The organism is Candidatus Leptovillus gracilis, from assembly GCA_016716065.1.
Taxonomy (GTDB): domain Bacteria; phylum Chloroflexota; class Anaerolineae; order Promineifilales; family Promineifilaceae; genus Leptovillus; species Leptovillus gracilis.
The window spans coordinates 1,015,596-1,032,148 of the sequence record JADJXA010000001.1 but is presented as its reverse complement, the minus strand read 5'-3'; the positions used below and the strand labels follow the sequence as shown (position 1 = coordinate 1,032,148).

Sequence of the window (16,553 nt, the reverse complement as noted above, 5' to 3'; positions counted from 1 at the left end):
ATCAGTAGATCGAAACGGAGCGCGGGCAAGATGCCCGCATTGGCAGGCGAGACGCCTGCGCTCCCAAATCAGTTCGATCTACTGATGATGTTGAAGTCGGCTGATTATAGCGCAAGGTTGTGTCTATTGCCCTAACGCGGCGCGCACGGCCGTTATCGCCGCCGGGTCAGACAACAGCCAGCGGGCCAATTCGTCGTGGGGCAGACTGCGCCGCCATGCCTGGTAGGTGCGCTGCGGCAGGTCGCGGTAAAACACCACCACCACCATCGGCGTCACCTCGCCTAATGGGTAAGCATAGTAGGCGGTGGTTAGCACGCCGGGCATGGAGCCATTTTTGTAGCCCAAATTGCTGAACAACTCCTGATTGGCCGCAAAGACCATCGGCCACTCCAGGTAGCGCCGGGCGATGTAGCTGCTGTCTGGGTTGCTCAGGCCGTTTTGCGCCAGGCGGGCCATCAGCGCCGCATATTCGCCGGCCGAACCTTGCGGATTCAGCGTATCGCTGAACAGGCGCTGCACCGGGCAAGGGGCCGCCGCTTCTGCCCGCCGCCACGCATTTTGTGTGTCTCGGAAAGCCGCATCGTTGACGTAGGCGTCGGCCAGCAGCACAGCCTCTTGTCCGTAGATGGCGGGGTCGGCCAGGTAAGTTTGCACGGCGGCATAATCGCTGCCGGCGCGGGTGAAGTTGCTCATCGCCAGGAATTGGGCCAGGAACGGGCATGGGGCGGTTTGCCTGGTCAGATTAAGGGCGACGGCCGTTGCCTCTATCCGCTCCTGCCCCAGCCGATTGTGCAAATAATCCATGGCCGCATTGGAACTATAGCGCATCATCATCCAGGGCACGTCGCTCAGGCGAATTTGCAGCGGGTCGCCCCAAATGACCCCCTGTTCCTCCAGGTCGGCGATGGCTTGCTGGTGCGCGCCCAGGTCTAGGCCAGGCTGGTAATACTGCTCCAACTCGGTCAATGGCACGTAACTGGCAGGATCCAATTCTCCGGCGGCGGCAGCCTCGGCGTAGGCCACCAGGTGGATAATTTTCACCACCGAAGCCAGGGGCATGGGCGCGTCGGCGTTCAGGTAGACGCCATTGGCTTCTTGCCCGGCGCGAAAAGCGACCAGCGCCACGTTTTGCGGATTCGCTAATAAATAATCCCAAGCCGGTTTGGCGGCGGCCGGCATGATGGCTTCCAGGCTGCTCAGGGCATTGGCGTCTGGGGTGAGGCTGGTTAGCAAATCCACCGTTGCAAAATCGGCAAAATCTGGCCGCAGGCCGGAGAGAGCGGTCCGGAGTAGAAGGCAAACGAGTAGGGCGGTTGGCGGTTGAGGGGCTGGGGGCAGCTCGGCCACCAGTGCCGACGTGGCGGGTGGCGGGCCAGGGGCGGCAGGTGACGGGTCAGGCGTGGCGGTAGCCGCCAGGGTGGGCGTGGGTAGGGGGGTGGTTTGCGCCAGGAGGATGGGCGTGTTGGCGGCTTATCATGGATCCATTTAGCCCACCAGGAATAAAAGGAAGATGCCCGCCAGAACGATGCCTGTTTCTGTGTCGGTTGCAATGGGCAATTCCCAATTGTCGGTTGCAAGGTCCGCCATTGCCTTTGCCTCAGCAATCTCCCATCTTTGCCCTAAAATCCGCCATGCAGCCAAACAGCCAGATTCCCATCTACACCATCGGTTACGGTGCGCGCAGCCTAGCCGAATTCATCGCCGTCCTGTACGCTTACGACATCGCCTACCTGCTCGATGTGCGCTCGAAGCCTTATTCGCGCTACAAACCGGAGTTTGGTAAGAGCGAATTGGCCGCCCACCTGGAAGCGGCCAACATTCGCTACGTCTTCATGGGCGATACGCTGGGCGGCCAGCCGGACGACCCCGCCTGTTTCACCGATGGCAAGGTCGATTATGAGAAGGTGCGGCAAACGGCCGTCTTCCAAACCGGCCTGGCTCGCGTGGAAAAGGCGTTTCGCCAGCAGCAGCGGGCGGCGCTGATGTGCGCCGAGGGCAAACCGGAGCAGTGCCACCGCACGCACCTGATTGGGCAGGCGCTCACGGCCGTCGCCATCCCCGTCGCCCACATCGACGAAACCGGCCAGCTGGCCGACCAGACGGCGGTGCTGGCCTGATGCGGTTAAACGGCCACCAGATCGCTTTGTTTGCGTCGAAGGAAGATGACCAGCGGGAGACGGCCGTTCCGCCCCCGCCGCCCAACTTCGACGACGACTTTGCCGACTACGCCATCTACGGCCCGCCGCCCGATGACGAACCGCCGCCGGAATGGTCGGAGCCGCCGCCGCTAGCGCATCTGCCCTCTTTCTCCGACCCCCTCACCGCCCTCAAGCAAGTCTTCGGCTACGACGAATTCCGCCCGCTCCAGGCCGACGTCATCCAAAATGTCCTCAACCGGCAAGACAGCCTGACCATCATGCCCACCGGCAGTGGCAAATCGCTCTGCTACCAGATTCCCGCCCTGCTCTTTCCCGGCCTCACCGTCGTCGTCTCGCCGCTGATTTCGTTGATGGAAGACCAGGTGATGCAGCTGAGGGAAGTTGGGGTCACGGCCGTTTTCCTCAACTCCACCCTTAGCCGCCCCGAATATCAGTGGACCAGCGACCAAATTCGCGCCGGGGCGGTGAAGCTGCTCTACGTCGCCCCGGAAACCCTGCTGCGCCCGGAAACCCTGCTGCTGCTGGAACAGGCCCACGTAGACTGCCTGACCATTGACGAAGCCCACTGCATCTCCGCCTGGGGCCATGATTTTCGGCCGGAATATCGCCAACTTGTGGCTGTGCGGCGGCGGCTGCCAACGGCCGTGTGCATCGCCGTCACCGCCACGGCCACCGCCCGCGTGCGCCAGGACATCAAACACAGCCTGGGCATCGCCGCCGCCGATGAGTTCATCGCCAGCTTTGACCGCGACAACCTGCATCTGGCCGTCGCCGCCAAATCGGCTGGGCTGCGCCAGGCGGCCGAATTTCTGCAAGCCCATCGCGGCGAAGCCGGCATCATCTACTGCGCTACCCGCAAACAGGTAGACCAAATCACCGAACAGCTTACCGCCCAGGGCTGGCCGGTGCTGCCCTACCACGCCGGGCTAGACGACGCTACGCGCCGCCAGAACCAGAAGCGCTTCACCCTGGAAGAGGGAGTTGTGATGGTGGCGACGATTGCCTTTGGCATGGGCATCAACAAATCCAACGTGCGCTTCATTTTGCACTACGACCTGCCGCAAAACCTGGAGAGCTATTACCAACAAATTGGCCGCGCCGGGCGTGACGGCCTGCGCGCCGACTGCCTGCTGCTGTTTAGCTACGCCGACGTGCAAACCATCAACTTCTTCATCCAACAGCAAGAGCCGTCGCAGCAGGCCGGGGCGCGGGCGCGGCTGGAGGCGATGATTGGTTTTGTGGAGACGATGGTGTGCCGCCGACGGCCGCTGCTGGCCTACTTCGGCGAAACCTACACCCAGGACAACTGCGACCTGTGCGATAACTGCCAGAACGAACAGGGCGAACTGGCCGACCTGACCATCCCGGCGCAAAAATTCCTGGCCTGCGTCAAACGCACCGGCGAGATGTTTGGCCTGACCCACATCATAGATGTGCTGCGCGGTTCGCAATCGCAAAAGGTGCTGGCGCGCGGCCACGACCGGCTCTCGACCTATAACATTGGCGGCGAATATTCTAAGCAGGAATGGCAATTTCTGGCGCGGCAGTTCATTCAACAAGGGTTGTTGGTTCAGGATATGGAACATGGCAGCCTGAAGCTAACAGCACAAGCCTACGCCGTTTTCAAGGGGGAACCGGTGCGGGGCCTGCTGCCCGCACAGCCGGAGGCTGTGCGTCCTGTCACCGCCCAGGATTACGACACCGACCTGTTTGCCCGGCTGCGCGACCGGCGCACGGCGCTGGCGGCGGCAGCCAACGTGCCGCCTTATGTCATTTTTTCCGACCGGTCGTTGGTGGAGATGGCGATCTATTTCCCGCAGTCGGTGGCCGCGTTTGGCGGCATGTATGGCGTGGGTGGGGCCAAACTGGAGAAGTACGCCGATGAATTTTTGCCGATCATCCAGGCTTACTGTGGTGAAAAGGGGATTGGCGAACGGCTGAAAACGGCCGTTACCATCCCCACCGCCGCTCGCCCAGCCACCGGCAGCAGCCGCGGCCGCGCCGACGAAGTGGCCGATTTGTTCAACGCCGGGCATTCTGTGCCGGAGTTGGCCGCCCAGTTTGGCGTGAAGGATCGCACGATTTTGAACCATTTGTGGACGGCCGTGCAGGGTGGACGGCCGTTACGCCCCGACAGCCTGCTGGAACTCAGCCAACTCTCCCCCGCCGACCAGCAGCGCGCCCTGGCCGCCTTCGCCGAACTGGGAACCGACTATTTGCGCCCCGTCTTTGAAGCGCTGGAAGAGGCCATCAGCTACGACGAACTACACCTGCTGCGCCTGGTGGCGGCAACAAAAAATGCCCGTTAACGGCAATCGCAAACCGACCCAACACGATAGCTTGTCGGAGAATCCAAAGGTGGCTGTTAGCGCTTAATTGCTCTGAAGGTCTAGGAGGCTCTGGGTGAAGGCGTCGGCAGTCTCGGCGCTGGCGGCCAGACGTAGGAGTTGGCGAAGGAGCGTGGTGTCGGTAACGGCCGTTATCCTGCGCGTCATAGAAGGCGTCACCCGGTCGAAACGAACTTTCAGCAGATCCAGAATGTTTTCTTGTAACGTCTGGATGCGCCCCTGTTCGATGCCCTGTTCGATGCCTTGTTCGATGCCTTGATTAATCCAATAATCGGCTACTACTTGCATACGCTCATTTCCTTTGTCCGCCAATGCTTGTCGGACAATCGTCACCATCTCATCCGGGGCCATGTGGGAGCTGGCCTTACCGATATAATACAATACTGTCCCCAGATATTCCAGCGCCGTCTTCGCCTCCGTTAATCTGTTAAACAGCTCCAAAATATCGCCCAATCGGCCGCGCAGCCCTGGGTCAAAGATGTATTTCATCACCAGCAGGCCAATCTGAAGCTGCACCGCGCCTACAATGTCCTCGTCGCTGAGGGTGGACAGGTCTTGCAGTTCATAGCCAAAAGCCGGCCAGTAGGGGCGCAGAGCCGCCGGACCGACGTATAAATCGGTAAAATTGGTCGCTGCTCGCCAACGTTCCCGGCCATGGTAGACGACCATCGGCAAAATTGGTCGCAGCCCGTTCCCTTCACGTTGGTCACGCTCCCAGATGCGTACCAGATAGCGCAGCAGTTGGAAGGGGGTTTGTGGGTCGGCGTAGCTTTTATGTTCCAGCAGCAGGTAAAGATAGGCTGTACTGTCGTCGTGCAGGTTCACCTGATAGAGCAGATCGGCGAACTGTTCTTGCAGGTCGGGGTCTATGAAGCTGCCAGATTGCAGGCTGAGGGTGTCCAGATCGAGTACAGCCGTTACCGCCTCCGGCAAATAGTTGGCAAAAAAGTCCCGCGCTATCTCCAGGCGGCCAAACGTCTCTTTGAAAAAGCGATCATGAGGATTGCTGAGTTCGCTCATGGTATCAATCAGGACATAAGAAATTATTGCCAGACAAAGTGTATCACGTTTTCCCCCCAGCAAAACGATCTGTAATACGCGCCAACAACGCCTGGTGATACAGGCAGCTGGTATTGTACCCCCAGCTTATACAAACTTGGCACTCAACACGGTATCCTGACCACCTGAAAAGGCGCAATCTATGGCGTTGCCTGAGACCACAACCCATTCCTTCATCGTCAGGATATGGCTAGAAGAAACGTTAGAAGAAATGCTCGAAGCGAGCCATAAAGCCTTGTGGCGCGGGCATATCACCCACGTACCCAGCCAAAAGCGCCGCTATTTTGAAGACCTGAACGACATTATTGCCTTTATCGCGCCCTATCTGGAAGTCCTGGGCGTGCAGCCCGGAAACACTCGAGGACACTCCATGAGTTCCATCTTCTCCTTTTTGCGTGGTCGGCCGGACAACCTGGATAATCAACCAGAGACACAACCGCAGCCCACTGCCGGCACAGAGACTGTTGGTGCATTGTTCACCGGCGTCGGCATTGGCCCAGCCGCCCTGGAGACGCCCGTCGCAATGCCCAGAGCCGCTGCGGCCGTTGCCCTCTCCGCGCCGTTCATCCCCCACAACGCCCCCTCACCCACGGACGTTTTAACCGCCTTACGCGCTGCCCTGGAGTTTTACCTGCCGGTCAGCGGCGTAGGACTGCCCACGTCCAACGTCTCCATCATTCAGGTGGAAGAGAAATCGGCCGGTCTGGGCAATTACATCGGCCAGGAATCGTTGAATCAGTTCAGCCTGGTTTTGAAAGGCGGCCGCTTGCAGGCCACCGTCCGCTTCCAACTATGGGCGACCACGCCCAACGACGTGGACCTGGCGATTGATGACCTGCACGGCCGTTTACTCACCGCTAAAAACGACTTGTGGATCGCCGGCTTTCTCCGCTTTACGGCCGCCGGGTCCAGCCTGGCCGAACATATCCCCTCGCTCAACATCTGGCGGCGCGCGGCCGATTACGACCTCCTCTACGAATTTCGCTACACCGACAGCGACGGGGCGCAAAGCCTCATCGCCCGCATTCCCATCCATACCGACCCGGAAGAACCGAATTCGCCGCAGCGAGAAACGGCCGTTATCACCGACGCCCTGGCCCGCTGGGATGACCTCATCGCGCCAATGCTCGATTTACGCGGCCGGCAGACGGTCAGCCGGTTCACCGCGCTCAGTTTCATACCCGGCTTACCACCCTCAGAATCCGTCATACTGCGGCGCACGTTTGTTGGCGCAGTCGGCGCGCCGACCGCTTTTGCCGATCTGGGGCAATGGGTAACGGCCGTTACCCATCCCACCACGCCCGACCGCCACGCCCAACTCACCTTCGCCACCTTCAGCGATTTTCTCGCCGCCTTCAACCCGGCCGGCAGCCCTATCACCTTGGGCGATTGGGACGAGGACGCCACCCTCGACGACTACGACGCCCTCCTTCTCCAATTCGCCACGCCCATCTTCCTGCCCGACAGCGCCGACCACTTGCAGCTTGTTTATCAACCCGGCAGCACCGACCCCCACTTTGACCAGACGGCCGTTTTTTATATCCGTGCAGTTTAAGTTCGTTAGTCTGATGGCTCGGTGCTTGCCAACCGGTCAACCCACCACCCAACCATCAACTCCCAACTATCAACTAACAACTATTCCCAAAGGAGACCAATATGTCCGAAATGATCTTGCCAGGAACCTATATTGAAGTACGGCCCGAAGGTCTCATTGTGCCCGGCCGCGTGTCGGTGAACAACGTCGGCGTCGCCGGGACGGCGGCCAAAGGCCCCGTAGACACCCCCGTCATTCTCAGCAGCTACACCGAGGCCCGCGAAATCTTCGGCGATTACGACGCCTGGGTAGACGGGGCCTCAGACGAATTGACTCTCGTTCGTGCCCTGGAGCAAATTTTCACCCATGGGGCCACCACCGTCCTGGCCGTGCGCATTGCCAACGGCGAAGCCCAGGCCAGCTTGATGCTTAATTCGGCCGGCGGCGCCTGCGTCAATTTGCGGGCGCAGTCGGCCGGTGACTGGGGCAATGGCATCGAAGTCAACGTCACGGCTGCCGACGCCCACAGTTTTGTCAGCAACGAGCAGCACAACGGCGGCGCGGCCATCAGTCTGGCTTACACGCCTGCTGTGCAGAGCGCCCGCAACCGCATCACCCACTTCATAGACGCCGAGCAGCGCACCCGTATTCTGAACCTCATTTACACCGGCGCGGCCGGACCTGGCCAGGTACTTATAGACATCAACACTGGCGCGCTGACCTTCGCCGCTGGCGAAGAACCGGCCGCCGCCGACCGGGTAACAGCCTCCTACGTCGTCAACCAGAGCGCCAGCGCCAAAGTTACCCTGCGCTACGGCCAGCAAGAAGAGGTCTACATTGCCGCCAACGGCAACGATCTGACGTCCGACATCAACGGCGCGTCTTCTTTGGTGCGCGCTACCCCGGCGGCCAACGCCGCCCAACTGCCCACCGCCTTCGCCAGCGCCCTGGACTTCCAGTTCTTCGGTACCGGCGCCAACACGCGCGGCGACAACGGGGCCGTCGTCTCTGCCGCCGATTACAAAGCCGGGCTGGACGAGCTAATCAACGAACCGGCGCACATCATGGTTGCCGCCGGGCAAAGCCACACGGACATTGGCGCAGACCTGACCGCTCATGTGACGGCCGCTTCGTCTGACCTGAACAAACACGAGCGCATTGGCATTGTCGGCAGCGCCTTGAACGACGACGTGGATGCGCTGCGCGGGCACGATCTCAACAGCGACCGCATTGTGTTTGTCGCCCCCGGCATCTGGGCGACCGACGCCGCCACCGGCAAGCGGGTAGAACTGCCCGGCGCGTATGCGGCAGCGGCCATCGCCGGATTGATGGCGAGTTATTCGCCCCACGTCAGCCTGACCAACAAGCCGCTGCCCGTCGTAGACCTGCAAGAAAAGTTCACCAACGCCGAACTGACGCAGCTGGTGCAAAACCGGGTGCTGGCGCTGCAAGACAAGATGGGCTTTAAAGTCCTGAAGGGCATCACCACGTCCACCAACACCGCCTGGCATCAGATTACCACCCGTCGCATTGTGGATTATGCCAAATTTGGCGTGCGCTCGGCCGCCGATCCCTACATCGGTTTGCTGAACAACGCCCGCGTGCGCGGAGCGATGCGCGCCACCATCAACAGCTTCCTGGCCGAGATGGTGGAAGACGAGATGCTCATCAGCTACGACCTGGACGTATCGGCCACGCGCGAAGAAGAACGGCAGGGCATCGCCCGCGTTACCATCGTCCTGCGGCCGGTCTTCAGCATTGACTTCATCAAAGTGACGATGTTCCTGGAGTAAGTGAAATTGGTCCAATCTCCAAGATTGGACCAATTTAGACAATTGGAGGCAATTCCCATGGCTATGACAAATGTTTATACCGGCGCCAACGGCACGTTGACCCTGGCAAATGAAGACACCCCGGAAGGGCAGGACGCAAAGGCGGTCATTGATGCCTATGAAATGACGACAGTGGGCCGCGTAACCGGCGTGGAAGTCTGCGTCCAGACTGATCTGGAAGCGTTTCATGAAATCGGCCGCCGCCATGCCACGTCGCTGCATCCGGGCAACATCTGGATCAGCGGTAAGGTAGACCGCGCTTATATCAATGGCGCGCTGCTGGACCTGCTGCTGGGTCGCGGCGCAGCCCCAACCCAAATTGCTGAACCCTACGTCCAGCCCACCTTCAACATGACGGTGGCCCTGACCGACCCGGCCGTGCCCGGCACGACGGCCTCGCTGGAGTTGAAAGGGGTTAAATTCCAAAATTGGGCTTACCGGATGCCCGAAGATGATTTTGTGATGGAAAACCTGACTTTCCAGGCCCTGACCATCAGCGTCTTAGACCGCGAAGCGCCTCCCGGTGGCGGTGAAGGCGTGGCCCAGGTTCCCGAAGGCTTTGGTGAAACAGCGTAAGAAGTTGGTAGTTGGGAGTTGATAGCGGATAGCTCGGAGGACATATGAGTCTGACAGCGGAAGAACTGCTGGCCGGTGGGGCGTTGACGCATACGGTGGAAATTCCGCCGGAGTTTTTGCCCAGAAATGGGTCGGCTCCGGCGGAACGTGAGGTGATGTTACGGCCGTTAACCGTGCGCGCCCTGCAACGTATTGCCAAAGCCGCCCGCGACGACGATACCTTGTCGGCTTCGCTGATGATCCAGCAGTCGTTGGTGGAACCGACGTTGAAATTTGACGAGGTTGCCCAACTGCCGGCCGGGTTGGCCCGTTTCCTGGTGGAGCGCATCAATACCATCAGTGGCATAGATACGCCCCGCGACGAACTGGCCGAACTGGTGCAGGCCCCGCTGGCGAAAGCCTGTTTTGTCCTCGCCCGCGAATTTGGCTGGACGCCGGAAGAAGTCAGCGGCATGACCATCGGCCAGATTTTGCTCTATCTGGAGATGGCACAGGGCAGTCGGGAGGCGGCATGAGCAAGCTGACTGGTTTAGGCGTGCCCAATATGGCGGCGTCCCTTGCCAACGGCCGTTCCTCCTTCTGCTGGCAGCGCCATGTGTCCCGTTCCGCCGAACGGCAGAAAGCCCTGGCGCGGACCTGTGGCTGGCTGGGCGAGATGGTGAAACAACCCTCGCCCAAACTCCAACCCGGCCCGCTGCTGGGTGGCTGCCTGGCCGAATTGGTTGCCCCCGTGGGCGGCGACGAGTCGCCGCCCGCTGCCGACCGGCAAGCGGCCGACCGCCCCCGCGGCGCTGGCCCCGCGCCCCACGCCGCCAGGCCAGCGACCAGGAAACAGCCCTTTGTTTTACCGCGCCCCGCCCGCCGCGAATCGCTGCCAACATTCCCACCGGCAAAGGCGCGCCCGGATTTGCTGCGACGGTGGGCGGGGGAAACGGCCGTTTTCCAACCACCCCACCATCCTGCCGCCAACCGCCGGCCCTGGCCGGCCAGAGCCGCTGCGCTGGTTCCTTTACCGGCAAACCGCCCGAACACACGGGCATGGGTGGCGCAGATGGCCCAACGAATGCGCGGGCAGTTTGGGTCGGGATTAGACAATACGGCCGTTACCCAGCCCCCCGGCAGCGAACCAACCGCCAGGCCCAAAGGTCAACGTTCAGACTTCGCTCCGGCCGTTGAGCCATCACCCGCCAGCCTGGAAAAGCAGTGGCAGCAATCCCTTGCCGGTCAGCGCGCGCCGCTGGCTTTGCTGCAACGTTTACAGCTCAATTCTCTCCCGGTGGCTGAAACCGCCGCTGCATCGAAACCGGCTAAATCACCCGGCGCTGCGCCTGAGCAGCCCGGCCAGCAAGCGGCGAAAACCGCTGCGCCCACCGGTGTACCGCCAAAGCGGGCCGCCGCCGACGCTTTCAGTGCATTGGCTCAGGGACGGGCGAAGGCGGCCCAACCGTTATCACGCCAGCGCGACAGCCGGGAACGGCCGTCTCTGGCAGCGGCTAACCGCGACGGGACGGCCGTGCCTGAATCCAGGCTGCCCCAGCCCGACGCCGACGATGGCTGGTTAACTGCCCCCCGCTTTGCGCCGCCGCAGATGGCTGAGGTACTGCCCCGGTTACGGCCGTTGCCCAAACCCGGCACACCCAATCTCTCGCCCATCGCCGCCGCCACCGCCGAACGCAGCGCCCGCCGCGAAGCCGATGCCGTCCCCGAAGACCTGGACGCCCTGGCCCGCCAGATCAAACAAATCTTAGACGAAGAATCACGCCGTCACGGAATAGACGTGTAAAACAGTTGGGAGTTGGGAGTTGTTAGTTGTTAGCCTCGCTAACAACTAACAACTCCCAACTATCAACTACCAACTAAGTGACCCCCATGCGACCCATGCTCGACGACCTCGAACTGCCACAGGTGCAGGAAATCACCACCTACGACCGGCGCATGTTGGCCGAACACAAGCCGCCCGGCATGGATGGCAGCCTGCTGCAAAATCTCGGCCGTCGCCCCGGCCACCTGACCCTGTGGGGCGTAAAAACAGGGCCGGACGCCCTGCAATTTGTGGAGACGTTGGAGCAAAAATACCGCGACGGCCGTCCCATCCCTTTTGTCGCCGACATCATCGCCGACGCTGAGATTGAAACGATGATCATAGATGACCTCCAATGGCAGGAATTGGCCGGCAAGCCCGACCGCTTCAGCTACGTCGTCACCCTGCGCGAATTTATTGAGCCGGTAGAGCCGGAAGACACATCCTTTTTAGAAAGCGGCATTCTCGACGATGCCGGCAATCTCTTTGATGACTTGCTGGGCGGCCTGGACATTGGCCTCGATTTTGCCACCGGACTGGAACGTTTTGTCACCCCGCTCGCCAACATGCTCGGCCGTTTGCAGCAGTTCAACCAAACGCTGCAAAACGGCGGCAGTGAATAACCAGATGCCGCGTCAAGCGCGTCATTCTGAGCGGAATCTTCGGAGCGAAGAATCCCTCCAGCCTGCATAAGCAAGTGGGATTCTTCGTCGAAGACTCCTCAGAATGACACATTCCGAAATGAAGGAGACAGCCATGGCTGACAACAACTTATTTCAAGAACTCAACGACGTTCTGCAAGAATTCAAGACCTTTCTCGACAGCAACGTGCCCACCATCCGACCGGCCATTCAGGCCATCGCCTCGCTCATCCCCCAGGTGACTGAGCTGATTGACAAGCTGGTGGATTTGATGGGCAAGCTCAAGACCGAGATTCAGAACCTCGACGTCAGCGCCATTCCCGGCCTCAGCGAAGCGACAGAATTCATCAACATGGTCAAAGGCTTCCTGACCGCCGCCAAAAACCTGCTGCCCGACGAAGCCGCAACCATTGATGAAGTCCTGGCCGTCGCCGATGTCGTTGGCGGACTCTCCGGCCTGGACGATGTGAAACAAGAGATTTTGGACACCATAGACGCCATAGTGGCCCATTTGAATTCGCTCAAGCCGGCGTGAGTCGTGAGCCGTAAACCGTGAGCCGTAAACGGAATACGGAATACTGAAAACAATTCCCAATGACCAGACCCATGCTCGACGACCTGGAACTGCAGCAGGTGCAGATGATAGAACTGGATGGCGACCAGGTGTGGGTGCAGCACGGCATCCCGGCGCTGGAGGGAGATTTCCTCCAGGCGTTGGGCCGCCGCGCCAGCCAGATCACGCTCACCGGCGTCCTCAGCGGCGCGGAAGTGGCCGATGGTCTGAAGAACTTGCGCGACAAGTTTCGCGCTGCCCAGCCTGTTTCTTTTGTAGCTGACATCGCCACCGCCACCCGCCTGGACAAGATGCTGATCGAGGAGATGGGCGTGCGCGAACTGGCCGGCAAACCGTCCCGCTTCGAGTACGCCTTCACCTTGCGCGAATTTAGCCCGGCGACGCCCACCGAAATCATTATCCCCCCGCCGCCACCACCGCCGCCGCCGCCGCCGATTGAAACGTCGGTGCTGGAGGTGGAAGTGATCGTGGAGGGGCAGCCGGGATTCGACCACGCCAATACGCGGGTGCGGGTGGAGGGCACAACGGATGACGGCCGTTCCATCGCCACCGATCTTACCAACCGCCAGGACAATGTCTGGACGGCCGATCCCTTCCCGCCGGGTAATTACACGGCCACCGCCACCACCGCCGATGGCCTGACCGGTTCCGGCAGCGCCAATTTACCGCTGGGCCAGAGCCGCCGCATTGTCATCACTTTGCGGCAAGGGCGGGCCGTCGCCAACGCCTTCATCATCCATTACTGGTTCGACAAAGCGTTTGTGGAACCTTGTATGCGCCACGTCTTGCGCCGGGTAGCCGAATTTACCTGGCAGCGCCCTGATCACAAGCTGGTCATTGTCGGCCACACCGATGAATCGGGCAGCGACCAATACAACCAATCGCTGTCTGAACGGCGCTCGCGCGGGGCCTATGCCTACCTCACCTTTGGCCGCAGCCTGGCCGACGCTGATGCGGCCGTCGCCGAATGGAATGAACTGCGCAAAACCCGCACCGTTGGCGTCACTCACACCCTCAACGATACCTGGGGCGTGCGCCAATACCAATCCATGCTGCAAGACCTGGGCTTCTACACCGGCCCCATCGGCGACAGCCACACCGCCGACACGGACAAAGCGGTGCGCGATTTTCAGGCAGCCAACGGCCTGGACGTGGATGGCGACGTGGGCAACCAGACATGGCCGGTCCTCATCCGCGCCTACATGGCCCAAGACAACCTGGCCGTGCCCGAATCCCAATTGATGCCCAACGCCAGCGCAGCCAATGGCTGCGACCACGGCGTGGTGCAGTGGCTGGGCTGTGGCGAGAAAATGCCGGTGGCCTCCACGCCGCGCGGCGGCTGTGCCGACCCCGCCTGGCGGCCCAACCGGCGCACCGACCTGCTCGTTGTCAACGACGACGCCTTCCCCTGCGACGACATCCCACAGCCGGTGACGCTGGACATCAAACCGTCGCCGCTGAGTCCCACCGGCTGGTGTTTGGGCCGCAATCAGGGCGAAGCGCCATCCAGCCCATGCTGCTTCCTGACATTCGACGCCAACGACGAGACGCGCTGGCTGGTGCAGCCGGCCGAACCGGGCACATTGATTGTCAACGGCCGTATCCAATTTGAAGATGGCACGCCTTTAGCCAACACGCCCTACATCCTCATCGCCCCTGATGGCGAATTTATGGATGGCGAGGTGGTGTGCGGCGGCCAGGCCGGGCGCAAGGGCACGCCTATTTTAGGCCGGACGGATGGCGACGGCCGTTTCAGCTACCCGGCCAAACCCAAAGGCGTCGGCGTCTACACCCTGGAAATCCAGGCCGATGTGGTCGCTCGCAGCCAGGGGCAGCCCATTGCTGCGGCCAAAGGGCCGGTGGTTTGCCAGCGGTTGGATGGCACGGCCGATTTTGTGGTGGTGGTTGTGGGCCGGGCGGTGGTTTCGGTACGGCCGTCTATCACCCTGGCCTCGCCGGTGGTGCTGGTGAAGAAGCCACATACCAACCCGGCGCGGCCGGCCGTCACCCTCAGCGTCAACCAGGCGTTCAGCGGCAGCGGCGAATTTACCCGCTCGAACGACGCCATTCGCTTTTTTGATGCGGCCGTTGGCGGCAGCGAGATCACCTTCAATGGCGTGGATAATGTCTTTACCGACGCCCAACTGGCTGCCGGACACACTATTTTTGCCGAAGGGTCGCGGGCGAGTACGGCCGTTGACGATGTGGAACTGCGCCTGGCATTAACCATTAACGGTACGCCGGGGTTAGCCGATACGGCGACGATGACGGCCGTTGCCCTGACGCTGGAAATCTGCGCCCCGCGCACTGCGCCTGGCGTAGACCCGGTCCCGCTGCCGGAGGCCGACAAAATCAACCCCGGCCGTTTTGTCCGTGCCCGCGCCGCCGACAACAGCCACCAACGCGCCATGCTGATCGTGCGCCAGGCGCAGCCGGCCGCTTTCAACGGCGAACTGGTCCTGGTCCCGCTTAACGCCCAGGTCCAGGCGTTTGCCGAAGCCGACGAAGTCCCGGCCGCTGGGCAAGCGCCGCTGGCGAACCCGCACGTCATCGCCAACGGCGGCATCCCCGCCAACGGCGCCCGCTTCTGGGCCGAGGGCGTGACGCCGGGCAACAATCTGGGCGATACCGGCTTTCAGTTGGGCATCAGAAACCTGGATAACGACGGCGACCGGGTGGCGATGACCGTGATTTTGCTGGAAATGGTCACGGCCGCCAACGCGGCCATCCCCCTGGTTGGCGACGACGCCTGCCTGATGGTGAGCAAGTTTGTCACCAATGTCAATTTGCCGGACACAGCCACATTTGTTGGCCCACCCGGCGCCAACCCGGACCCAGACACCTTCCGCGTGCAAATAGGTGGCCTGCCGCCCAACGAAACACCCCAGGTGCGATTGGAAGTTCGCCGGGGAACGGCCGTGCCCTACACCCATACCTTCGACATGGTACAGGGCGTCGCCGCCGGCCGTTCCACCTATCGCCTGAACGAGCACGTGCGCCTGGTTTCCAACGCCGTAGACGACGGCCACCTGGCCCACCAGACCGCGCGGGTGAAGTTGGAAGATGTGGTCCGGGCAACGGCCGTTTTTAACGGTCAAGACATCGCCGCCATGCAGCTTCAGGTCGGCCGGCCGCCGCTAGAAAACGGCCCCAAAGCGATTCGCACCATAGACATCAACTTCATCACCCTGCAAGGCGTCAGCAGCGACCCCGCCCAAACGGTCGAGCGCATGAGCGAAAATTGGGCGCAGTTAGCCATCCGCTTTAACCTGGTCGCCAGCGAGACGGTGATACCGGTGACCAACGTCCTGACGATAGACGGCACGGCCAACGCCGCCGGGCAGCTCAGTGTAGACATTACGCCGCAAGGCGGCGCCGCTGTCACCGTCACCACCCCCATCAACAACGGCGACACCGATGAACAAATTGCCCAACGCCTGGCTGCTGCCATCTCTACCAACCCCGGCCTGTCCGCCACGCACCATCGCCACGACGACATTTTCATCGTGATGGTCAATCGGCGTCAGGAAGTGAACTTCGCCAACATTGCCAGCACCGTCGCCACCGTTGTCTTCCAGGAACCGGCCCTCAACTTCAACGACACCATCAGCCTGCTAGAAGGCAGTGTGTTGGGCCTGAATTTCAACGACGACAACCCCAGCACCATTGACATGATCGCTGTCGGCCGAGTTAACGTCCTGGCTGCGCCCACCGACGGCGCGACCGGCGGCGATTTTCTGGCGGCCAACCTGCCCGGCTGGCACAACCTGTGCATTTTGCGCCAGGAAGGTGTGGACGGCGCGGCCGCCAATCATCCGTTCCTGGCCGGGCATGAAATGGGCCACGCCATCTTTGATGGCAGCAACAACTTGCACAGCCCGACCCTGACCAACCTGTTCCGGGCAACGGTCAGCATCGCCGACGCTATTGACGCCACGAAGCGTCTGGATGAACCCCAAAATACGCGCGCTCGCCTGGTCAGTGGCCCGGATACGGTACCTCCTTTACTGCAAAGGAAATGATGTGAGA

The 16,553-nt window shown here is 61.3% G+C and carries 12 protein-coding genes; 10 read left to right on the top strand and 2 right to left on the bottom strand.

All coding sequences use genetic code 11. The features are described 5' to 3' along the window. Nucleotides 1-123: 123 nt before the first annotated feature. Nucleotides 124-1,239, bottom strand: coding sequence for a serine hydrolase (locus tag IPM39_04345; GenBank protein MBK8985301.1), 1,116 nt, complete (start codon nucleotides 1,237-1,239; stop codon nucleotides 124-126). A 392-nt stretch (nucleotides 1,240-1,631) separates the two neighbouring features. Here IPM39_04345 and IPM39_04340 point away from each other — a divergent pair, with 392 nt between their 5' ends. Both IPM39_04340 and recQ read left to right on the top strand, forming a co-directional pair. Then, a complete protein-coding gene (locus IPM39_04340) occupies nucleotides 1,632-2,117 on the top strand; it encodes a DUF488 domain-containing protein (protein ID MBK8985300.1) in 486 nt (161 codons plus the stop codon). Next, nucleotides 2,117-4,468, top strand: a complete 2,352-nt coding sequence (gene recQ, locus IPM39_04335; protein MBK8985299.1) for a DNA helicase RecQ — start codon at nucleotides 2,117-2,119, stop codon at nucleotides 4,466-4,468. Before IPM39_04340 ends, recQ begins: the two co-directional genes overlap by 1 nt. A gap of 63 nt (nucleotides 4,469-4,531) precedes the next feature. On the opposite strand, the gene IPM39_04330 is transcribed toward recQ, so the two are convergent. Continuing rightward, nucleotides 4,532-5,527, bottom strand: a complete 996-nt coding sequence (locus tag IPM39_04330; protein MBK8985298.1) for an Rpn family recombination-promoting nuclease/putative transposase — start codon at nucleotides 5,525-5,527, stop codon at nucleotides 4,532-4,534. A 181-nt stretch (nucleotides 5,528-5,708) separates the two neighbouring features. Between IPM39_04330 and IPM39_04325 the strand changes: the two genes are divergently transcribed. From IPM39_04325 to IPM39_04290, 8 genes are all read left to right on the top strand, one after another. Next, entirely contained in the window at nucleotides 5,709-7,121 is a 1,413-nt protein-coding gene (locus IPM39_04325) for a hypothetical protein (protein ID MBK8985297.1), read from the top strand. 101 nt (nucleotides 7,122-7,222) lie between these two features. Next, on the top strand, nucleotides 7,223-8,893 hold the full coding sequence (locus tag IPM39_04320) for a phage tail sheath subtilisin-like domain-containing protein (GenBank protein ID MBK8985296.1): 1,671 nt from the start codon (nucleotides 7,223-7,225) through the stop codon (nucleotides 8,891-8,893). 57 nt (nucleotides 8,894-8,950) lie between these two features. Beyond that, nucleotides 8,951-9,508 carry a hypothetical protein gene (locus IPM39_04315; protein MBK8985295.1) on the top strand — a complete coding sequence of 186 codons (558 nt, stop codon included), beginning with the start codon at nucleotides 8,951-8,953 and terminating at the stop codon, nucleotides 9,506-9,508. A 44-nt stretch (nucleotides 9,509-9,552) separates the two neighbouring features. Next, a complete protein-coding gene (locus tag IPM39_04310) occupies nucleotides 9,553-10,023 on the top strand; it encodes a hypothetical protein (GenBank protein MBK8985294.1) in 471 nt (156 codons plus the stop codon). Next, entirely contained in the window at nucleotides 10,020-11,291 is a 1,272-nt protein-coding gene (locus IPM39_04305; protein MBK8985293.1) for a hypothetical protein, read from the top strand. The genes IPM39_04310 and IPM39_04305 overlap by 4 nt, the downstream gene beginning before the upstream one ends. A gap of 86 nt (nucleotides 11,292-11,377) precedes the next feature. Continuing rightward, nucleotides 11,378-11,932, top strand: a complete 555-nt coding sequence (locus IPM39_04300; protein MBK8985292.1) for a hypothetical protein — start codon at nucleotides 11,378-11,380, stop codon at nucleotides 11,930-11,932. Nucleotides 11,933-12,065: 133 nt separating this feature from the next. Beyond that, on the top strand, nucleotides 12,066-12,485 hold the full coding sequence (locus tag IPM39_04295; GenBank protein ID MBK8985291.1) for a hypothetical protein: 420 nt from the start codon (nucleotides 12,066-12,068) through the stop codon (nucleotides 12,483-12,485). Nucleotides 12,486-12,544: 59 nt separating this feature from the next. Next, nucleotides 12,545-16,546, top strand: coding sequence for a peptidoglycan-binding protein (locus IPM39_04290; protein ID MBK8985290.1), 4,002 nt, complete (start codon nucleotides 12,545-12,547; stop codon nucleotides 16,544-16,546). Nucleotides 16,547-16,553 lie beyond the last annotated feature (7 nt).

What these genes read in the sequence shown, in the direction of transcription:
- IPM39_04340 (MBK8985300.1), top strand. Translation starts at nt 1,632, where the DNA reads ATGCAGCCAAACAGCCAGATTCCCATCTACACCATCGGTTACGGTGCG.
- recQ (MBK8985299.1), top strand. Translation starts at nt 2,117, where the DNA reads ATGCGGTTAAACGGCCACCAGATCGCTTTGTTTGCGTCGAAGGAAGAT.
- IPM39_04330 (MBK8985298.1), bottom strand. Translation starts at nt 5,527, where the DNA reads ATGAGCGAACTCAGCAATCCTCATGATCGCTTTTTCAAAGAGACGTTT.
- IPM39_04325 (MBK8985297.1), top strand. Translation starts at nt 5,709, where the DNA reads ATGGCGTTGCCTGAGACCACAACCCATTCCTTCATCGTCAGGATATGG.
- IPM39_04320 (MBK8985296.1), top strand. Translation starts at nt 7,223, where the DNA reads ATGTCCGAAATGATCTTGCCAGGAACCTATATTGAAGTACGGCCCGAA.
- IPM39_04315 (MBK8985295.1), top strand. Translation starts at nt 8,951, where the DNA reads ATGGCTATGACAAATGTTTATACCGGCGCCAACGGCACGTTGACCCTG.
- IPM39_04310 (MBK8985294.1), top strand. Translation starts at nt 9,553, where the DNA reads ATGAGTCTGACAGCGGAAGAACTGCTGGCCGGTGGGGCGTTGACGCAT.
- IPM39_04305 (MBK8985293.1), top strand. Translation starts at nt 10,020, where the DNA reads ATGAGCAAGCTGACTGGTTTAGGCGTGCCCAATATGGCGGCGTCCCTT.
- IPM39_04300 (MBK8985292.1), top strand. Translation starts at nt 11,378, where the DNA reads ATGCGACCCATGCTCGACGACCTCGAACTGCCACAGGTGCAGGAAATC.
- IPM39_04295 (MBK8985291.1), top strand. Translation starts at nt 12,066, where the DNA reads ATGGCTGACAACAACTTATTTCAAGAACTCAACGACGTTCTGCAAGAA.
- IPM39_04290 (MBK8985290.1), top strand. Translation starts at nt 12,545, where the DNA reads ATGACCAGACCCATGCTCGACGACCTGGAACTGCAGCAGGTGCAGATG.